Annotated in this window: 7 protein-coding genes; 3 read left to right on the top strand and 4 right to left on the bottom strand. The window is 67.2% G+C overall.

What is annotated here, in order from left to right:
• The 4 genes from ACLN58_RS14765 to ACLN58_RS14750 all read right to left on the bottom strand — a co-directional run.
• Positions 1-217: hypothetical protein (locus ACLN58_RS14765; protein ID WP_415856019.1), on the bottom strand; the 217-nt coding region annotated here is incomplete at its 3' end.
• A gap of 12 nt (positions 218-229) precedes the next feature.
• Positions 230-1,057, bottom strand: coding sequence for a carbohydrate ABC transporter permease (locus tag ACLN58_RS14760; protein WP_415856018.1), 828 nt, complete (start codon positions 1,055-1,057; stop codon positions 230-232).
• On the bottom strand, positions 1,054-1,998 hold the full coding sequence (locus ACLN58_RS14755) for a carbohydrate ABC transporter permease (protein WP_415856017.1): 945 nt from the start codon (positions 1,996-1,998) through the stop codon (positions 1,054-1,056). Before ACLN58_RS14755 ends, ACLN58_RS14760 begins: the two co-directional genes overlap by 4 nt.
• 59 nt (positions 1,999-2,057) lie before the next feature.
• Positions 2,058-3,371 (bottom strand): ABC transporter substrate-binding protein, encoded by a 1,314-nt coding sequence (locus tag ACLN58_RS14750; protein WP_415856016.1) that lies wholly within the window; start codon positions 3,369-3,371, stop codon positions 2,058-2,060.
• A 331-nt stretch (positions 3,372-3,702) separates the two neighbouring features.
• Between ACLN58_RS14750 and ACLN58_RS14745 the strand changes: the two genes are divergently transcribed.
• The 3 genes from ACLN58_RS14745 (at position 3,703) to ACLN58_RS14735 (ending at position 7,248) form a co-directional block, all read left to right on the top strand.
• Positions 3,703-4,740: a LacI family DNA-binding transcriptional regulator gene (locus tag ACLN58_RS14745; protein ID WP_415856015.1), complete on the top strand. Its 1,038-nt coding sequence runs from the start codon at positions 3,703-3,705 to the stop codon at positions 4,738-4,740.
• A gap of 230 nt (positions 4,741-4,970) precedes the next feature.
• Positions 4,971-5,642 (top strand): GntR family transcriptional regulator, encoded by a 672-nt coding sequence (locus ACLN58_RS14740; protein ID WP_415856014.1) that lies wholly within the window; start codon positions 4,971-4,973, stop codon positions 5,640-5,642.
• A gap of 130 nt (positions 5,643-5,772) precedes the next feature.
• Complete coding sequence (locus ACLN58_RS14735; protein WP_415856013.1) at positions 5,773-7,248, top strand: NCS1 family nucleobase:cation symporter-1; 1,476 nt, start codon at positions 5,773-5,775, stop codon at positions 7,246-7,248.
• Positions 7,249-7,612 lie beyond the last annotated feature (364 nt).

Here is a 7,612-nt window from a genome sequence, read left to right as displayed (position 1 = left end):
CGAACGGCCACGCGACCAGCACGGATTCGGACGACGGCGTCCACTCGCCGAGCGTCTCCACCCCACCGCGGACCGCGGCGAGCTGATACCCCGTCTGCGCCCAGCCGGGCCCGGCGGTGGTCTTCCACGAGAGCCGCGGGGTCGCGGTGCCGATGCCGAGTGCGCCGGGGAGGTGCTCGAACGTGACGGGTTGAATGCTGATGGATTGCGAAGGCACGGGACTCCTCGTTCAGCCCTTGACGGCGCCGGCGGTCATGCCGGCGACGATCTGGCGGTTGAAGAACAGGTACATGACGAGCGGGGGGATCGTGACGAGCAGGATGTCCATGAAGAGTAGGTTGTAGCTCGTGGTGAACTGGCTCTGGAAGTTGAACAGGGTGAGCTGGACGGTCGCGTTCCTGTCGCCGGGGAGGAAGTAGAGCGGGTTCTGGAAGTCGTTGAAGATGGCGACGGACTGGACCACGATCACGGTCACGATGACCGAGCGCAGGAGCGGGAACACCACCCGGAAGAAGAGCCGGACGGGGCCGCAGCCGTCGATCACGGCGGCCTCGTCGAGCTCGCGCGGGATCGAGGCGATGAAGGCGCGGAAGATCATGACGCAGAACGAGAGCCCGAACGCGACCTCGACGAGGATCAGGCCCGGGAGCGTCTTGAACAGGCCCAGGCCCTGGAGCACCCAGATCGTGGGGACGACGGCGGGCGGGATGATGAGCCCCGAGAGGATGAGGAAGTTCGCCACGCCGTTCCAGCGGCTGCGGCGCCGCTGGAGCACCCACGCGACCATCGCGGCGAGCACCACGAGGACCGCGACGCTGGCCACGGTCAGGATCGTGCTGTTGATGAACGCGGTAACGAGCATGAAGTTCCGCGCAGAGACGACCTGCTCGAAGTTCTGCACGAAGGAGAAGTCGGTGGGCCAGGACCAGTCGAGCTTGGCCGCCTGGCGGCGGTCCTTGACGGCGATGAGGACCATGAAGACGAGCGGCACGACGAACAGGGCCGTGGCGATGACGATGGCGAGCGCTCCCCCGCCGTAGCGCTTGAGGGCCTTCACTGCTCGACCTCCTTGCGGTTCAGGAAGATGGACAGGGGCAGGACGATCGCGGTGATGATGACGAAGAGCACCACGTTGCCCGCGGTGGAGAGGCCGTAGAAGCCGGCCTGGTACTGCTTGTAGATCACCGAGGCGATGACGTCGGAGGCGAAGCCGGGTCCGCCCTGGGTCATGGCCCAGATGAGGTCGAACGAGCGCAGGCCGCCGATGAGCGAGAGGATGATGACGGTGGCCGTGGCGGGCCGGGCGAGCGGGACGGTGATGTTCCAGAACCGCTTGGCCGGGCTGGCGCCGTCCATCTCGGCGGCCTCGTAGTACTCGGCGGGGATCGAGACGATCCCGGCGATGTAGATCACGGTGGCCAGGCCCACGCCCTTCCACACGTCCACGAGGCCCACGGAGTAGATGGCCCAGGTCGGGTCCGCGAGCCACGCGGGGCCCTGGATGCCGACGGCCGCGAGGACCTGGTTGATGAGGCCCTTGTCGGGATTCATGAAGACGCTGAACATGATGCCCACGCCGATGCTGCTCAGCAGGACGGGGAAGAACAGCACCGAGCGGAGGAAGCCGCGGGCGATGATCTTCGAGGTCAGCAGGACCCCGAACAGCATCCCGAGCACGACCTTGAGTCCCGAGGTCATCACGGCGTAGACGAGCGTGTTCCTGAGGCCCGTCACGAGCGCGGGCTCCTGGAAGAACTGGACGAAGTTGCCCACGCCGATGAAGGTCGCGTTGAAGATGGTCCAGCGCGTGAGGCTGAAGAAGAACGAGGCGAACGTGGGGAGCAGGAACAGCGTCGCGTAGATCACGACGGCCGGCAGGTAGAACCAGTACGGGTACGGGCTCTTCTTCCGCTTCCTCGCGGGCTTCGGGACGGCCGACGGCGATGCCTCGCCTCGGCGCGGGCGCGTCACGGCGGGCGCGGTCTGGTTCACGGTCATGGTGTCTCCTGGCGGGTCCGGGGCGGCGCGGGGCCGCCCCGGACCCTGGGTGGTTCCGATCAGTTCCAGCCGGGCAGGTTCAGCTGCTGGGCCTGCTTCTTGACGTCCTCGTCGTAGAGGGAGGCGCCCTTCTGGGCGGTGGCCTGCTGCGTTCCGACCTCGACGGTGATCTGCTCGAGCGAGGGGCCCTTGACCGGGGAGAGGAACTCGAGCGCCGGGCTGTTCTTCGACGGGTCGTTGAAGAACGGGAGCATGTCCTGCACGGCCGCCGGAGCGCTGCTCGGGAGCGTGCAGTCCTTCACGAGGTAGGGGCCGGACGGAGCCGAGCCCTTGGTCTGGGCGTCGCAGCCTTGCTTGCTCGCGATGAACGCCTGGAACTTCTCCGCCTCTGCGACGTGCTTGGACGACTTCGGGATGTAGACGCCGGACGGGAACCAGACGGTGAGCGCGTTCTTCGACGCGTCGTCGCCGGGCAGCGGGAACATGCCGATGTCGTTGATCTGGTCCGGGTTGCTCGCCTTGATGCCGGCGAGGGCCGAGGTCAGGATCGGGTACTGGGCGCCGTCGCCGTTCGCGAGCATGTCCAGGCCCTGCTGGTACGTCGCCGAGGCGAAGTCCTTGTTGAACAGGCCGGCCTTCGCCGCCTGCTCCTGATGCTGGAAGCCCTTGATCGCGGCGGGATCGCTCGCGTACTTGGCCTTGTTCGCGGTGTAGTCGGCGGCGAAGTTCGGCTCGGCCTTGGCCACGTTCGCGAAGTCGCCCAGGACGAACAGCTGCGACGTCCACGTGTCCTTGTACGTCTGGATGATGGGCGCAATCCCGGCGGCCTTGATCTTCTGGCTGTTCGAGATGAACTCGGCCCACGTCTTCGGCACGGAGAGGCCCAGTTTGGCGTAGACCTTCTTGTTGTAGAGCACCGCACCCGAGTTGCCGCCCCCGAACGGCACGGCGTAGACCTGCTTGTTCGCGGTGACGACCGGCTTGAACGAGTCGGAGACGTCCGACATGTAGGACTGGTCCGTCACCGCGACGAGGTTCTGCTCCGGATTGATCTGCTGGAACAGGGATCCCGAGTTGTACTCGAACACGTCGGCCATGTCGCCCGTGGCGAGCTTCGTCTTGATGGTGTTGTCGCCGTCCGAGCCCTGCGGGCGCGTCTGTACGTCGACCTGGATGTCCGGGTTCGCAGCCGTGAACTCCTTCGCGAGCTCCTGGGCCGCCGCGACTGCGGTGTCGCTGTTGTTCACAAGGAACGTGATCGTCGTGCCGCTGCCGGCCCCTGCGCCGACGCCCGAGCAGCCCGTGAGCGCGAGGCCGAGGGCAGCGACGCCCACGGCCAGTGGCGCCCAGCGCCGGGTCACCTTGATTGCCATCCGTATCTCCTGAGTTGGGGGTGGAATCTGAGTTGTGGAACGTTTCAAGTTCTCGGTGCCGCCGCCACCCACAGGGGGTGACGGCGGGAGTTTGGCCAGTAGATCGGGCCGCGCAGAATCGCTGTAGACTGTTCTACGTAGACCGTTCTACGCGACCACTGTAATCCCCGTCACAGGGCCGCGCAAGGGCTACGATGAAACTCGCGCCGAGAGAGCGCTTACCCGCTTTTCCGTGACGCTTCGGCGGCCCTCTTGGTGGCACTCCTGTGACGCGGGGATGCCGATCAGACGGACGCGGGGATCAGACCAGACGAAGGTGCGAGGAGGGCGAATGGAGGGCAGCGCACGCCGGGCGACCATCCGCGACGTCGCACGCCATGCCGGTGTCTCGACGGCCGCGGTCTCGAAGGTCCTCCGCGACGCCTACGGCGTGAGCCCCGCGATGAAGCAGCGCGTCGAAGCCTCGATGGCGGCCCTCGACTACCGTCCGCTGGCCCTCGCCCGCGGCATGCGCGGCAGCAGCTACACGCTCGGCGTCTTCCTCGTGGACCTCTCGAACACGTTCTTCTCGGTGCTCGTCGAGGGCATCCGCGACGTGGCCGAGGAGCGTGGCTACCAGGTGCTCATCGGCCAGGCGCGGCAAGGCCTCGACGCCCAGCGGCGGCTCATCGAGGCCATGGTGGATCGCCGCATGGACGGGCTCGTCCTCATCGCGCCGTTCGGCCCCGACGAGGAACTCGAGCGGCTCGCCCGCTCGATTCCCGTCTCCGTGATCGGCCGCCACGGGCCTGCGGCGTACCTCGACACGGCGCACTTCGACACCGTGGCGAGCGACGACATCGCGGGCAGCGCCATCATCGTGGACCACCTCGTCTCGCTCGGCCATGAGCGGATCTCGTTCCTGGGCCACCACGAGCCGCACGACGAGCCGAGCATGCCCCAATCGGTGCGCGCGCGGGGCTACGACCTCGCGATGACCAAGCACGGGCTCGAACGCTGGATCGACCACATCCCCGGACGTTGGGGCACCGAAGGCGGCCTCCTGGCCGGGCGGATGATCGCGGCCCGCACCGAGAAGCCCACGGCACTCCACGGCGGCGCGGACGTCGCGGCCCTCGGCGCGTTCACCGTCCTCCTCGAGGCCGGCCTCCGCGTCCCCGAGGACATCTCGATCGTGGGCTACGACGACATCCCGGCCGCCGCTCTCCCCCCGATCGGCCTCACCACGGTCGACCAGTCCGGCGTCGCGATGGGGCGGCAGGCCGCCGAGCTCCTCGTCTCCCGCATCGAGGGCCGCACCCAATCCGAACACGTCCTCGTCCCACCGCGGCTCGTAGTCCGGCACACCACCGCTCCCCCGCCGGGCTGACGCCGGGCCCGCCTGAGTGACGCCGCTCCTCTTCACAGACACGAGCGGACGACGCCGCGCGGAGGCGAGCGCCGCCGTCGTCCGCTGCGGTGAGCCTCACCGGTGTGCGACGCCGGGCAGAGGCGAGCGCCGCCGTCGTCCGCTGCGGTGAGCCTCCCCTGGTGCGACGCCGCGCCGCATCAACTCCGCGCTTGTATACCAGCCCAGGCCGCGGACGGTATCCTCTCCCCATGGAATCCCCGTTTGAGGCCGCCCCTGACGAGGCGCTCGCGAGCCATGTGTACCAACTCGTGCTCGAGGATATCGTCGCCGGCCGCCTCGCGCCGGGCCAGCGGCTGCGCGAGCGCGAGCTCTCCGAGCAGCACAGCGTCTCCCGCATCCCCGTCCGCGAGGCCCTCCACCGGCTCGAGCAGGACGGCTTCATCGTCACGGCGCCGCGCCGGGGCGCGGTGGTCCGTCGGCTCACGCTCACCGATGTCGAGGAGCTGTTCGACCTCCGCGTGCTCCTCGAATCCTTCGCCGCGAAGCGCGCCGCCGAGCGCGTGGCGGCAGGGGCCGACGGCGGCCGCCTCACCGAGCTGCTCCGACTCGTCCAGGAGGCCACAGAGGCCGGCGACATCGAGCGCGCGTCCGATCTGAACACCGAGTTCCACGCCGAGATCGTCAACGTTTCGGGCCATCGCCTGCTCGCCCGGTCGCTGCGCCCGCTGCAGGGCATGCTCCGCTGGATCTTCGGGCTCGGCGTGAGCCGTCCCATGGAGCTCAACGCGATCGAGCACGACGAGATTCGAGAGGCGATCCTCGCGGGGCGGCCGCAGCTCGCCGAGTCTCTCGCGGCTGCTCACGTCGAGCTCGGGCGGCAGCCGGTGATCGAGGGACTCGCGGGGCAGCTGCCCGAATAGCCGCGGGGGCGGTGGGCATTTGGGGCGCCGCTCCGCCGACGGGGCGCTGGCACCTTGACCGGTCGGATTCACGGCCCTACAACGGTGGTGTAGCGCCATCATCGATGGCCCTGGGAAGAGGGTGTTCATCATGCCTCAGCCAATCCCCACAGGCGTCAGCCCACGTCTGCACAATGACGACCTTGCCCCCGCCGAGCACCGACGGTGGGGCTTTTATTCGCTGTTCGCGATGTGGATGTCGGATATCCACTCGCTCGGTGGTTACACGTTTGCCGCGGGGCTCTTTGCGCTCGGCCTCGGCGCCTGGCAAGTGTTCCTCGCCCTGGTTCTCGGAATCATCATTGTCTTCCTGCTCATGAACCTGTCCGGCTACGCAGGGCAGAAATTGGGCGTCCCCTATCCCGTCCTTGCGCGGCTTTCGTTCGGCACATTCGGCGCGAATCTTCCCGCCCTCATCCGCGCGCTGGTCGCGATTGCGTGGTACGGAATTCAGACGTGGCTGGCCTCGCGCGCCGTCATCGTGATCGTCGTGCAGATATGGCCGAGCCTGAAGGATTTGACGGGGAACAATTTTCTGGGCGAATCGACGCTCGGGTGGCTCGCGTTCCTGGTCGTGTGGGCGCTTCAGCTCATGCTTCTTCGAAACGGCATGGACACCATCCGGAGATTCCAGGATTGGGCTGGCCCGGCGGTGTGGGTGGTCATGGGAATGCTCGTGGCCTACATCCTGATCAATGCGGGCTGGAACGTCTCCCTCGATCTTCCGGGCGGAACGGCTCAGTGGGGAGTCATGCAGGCGTTCTTCGCGGCCGTCGCCCTCACGGTGACGTATTTCTCGACGCTGCTCCTCAACTTCTGCGACTTCTCCCGTTTCGCCCCATCCCGTAAATCGGTGTGGACCGCGAATCTGTGGGGACTGCCGGTTAATTTCATGGCGTTCTCGCTGGTATCGGTAGTGGTGACCGCAGGGACATTCAAGGTGTACGGAGAGCACATCTACGATCCGGTCGACATCGTGGGCCGAATCAACAGCATCTGGGCTCTTCTGCTTGGCGCCGTGACGTTCGCCGTCGCAACTCTCGGGATCAATGTCGTGGCGAACTTCGTCTCGCCGGCCTACGATCTCGCCAATGTCTGGCCCGCGAAGATCGACTTCCGGCGGGGTGGATTGATCGCCGCGGTGGTCGCTCTCGTGATCACTCCGTGGAACCTGTTCAACAGCCCGGTTGTCATCAATCAGTTCCTCGGCGGACTCGGTGCCCTGCTGGGTCCCCTGTTCGGCATCATCATGACGGATTACTACGTTCTCCGCAGGCAGCACGTTGTCGTGACGGACCTCTTCCGGGAACAGGGCTATTACACCTATACGCGGGGGTGGAATCCGAAAGCTGTCCTCTCCTTCGTCGTCTCGGCGGTCCCGGCGGTGATTTTCGCTCTCGTTCCCCTCTTCGGCGCGATCTCCGCCTTCTCGTGGTTTATCGGGGCAATCATCGCCGCGGTGGTGCATTTCGTGATCTCCCGGAATGACACGAGCATCGCGAACTCGGTGACGGCCGCAATCGCTCAAGAGGCCGAACCCCACGCGCCACAGGCCACGATCCCCTAGCCGCCCATCGTCGGCGCGGCGTACCCGACCGCCGTCGTTCGTCTGCCGCATGGACGACGACGGCGCTCGCCCGCCGCCGTCGTCCAACCTCCCGACGGGAGTCCCGCCCCGCCAGACCACGGCGCGCGACGACGCTGCCAAACTACCGCCGTCGTCCGCCTCACAACCCCTGCCCCGCCCCGCCAGACCACCGCGCGCGCGACGACGCTGCCAAACTACCGCCGTCGTCCGCCTCACAACCCCGGCCCCGCCCCGCCAGACCACCGCGCGCACGACGACGGCGCCAACCTACCGCCGTCGTCCGACCACCTACGGTTTCCCTTGCTGACGCGCGCGCCAGCAAGGGTCACGCGCGGGTGTCGCG

The organism is Sinomonas sp. G460-2 (assembly GCF_047759905.1).
GTDB lineage: Bacteria > Actinomycetota > Actinomycetes > Actinomycetales > Micrococcaceae > Sinomonas.
Note: the sequence above shows the minus strand (reverse complement) of the source record. Positions and strands in the feature narration are given on the sequence as shown.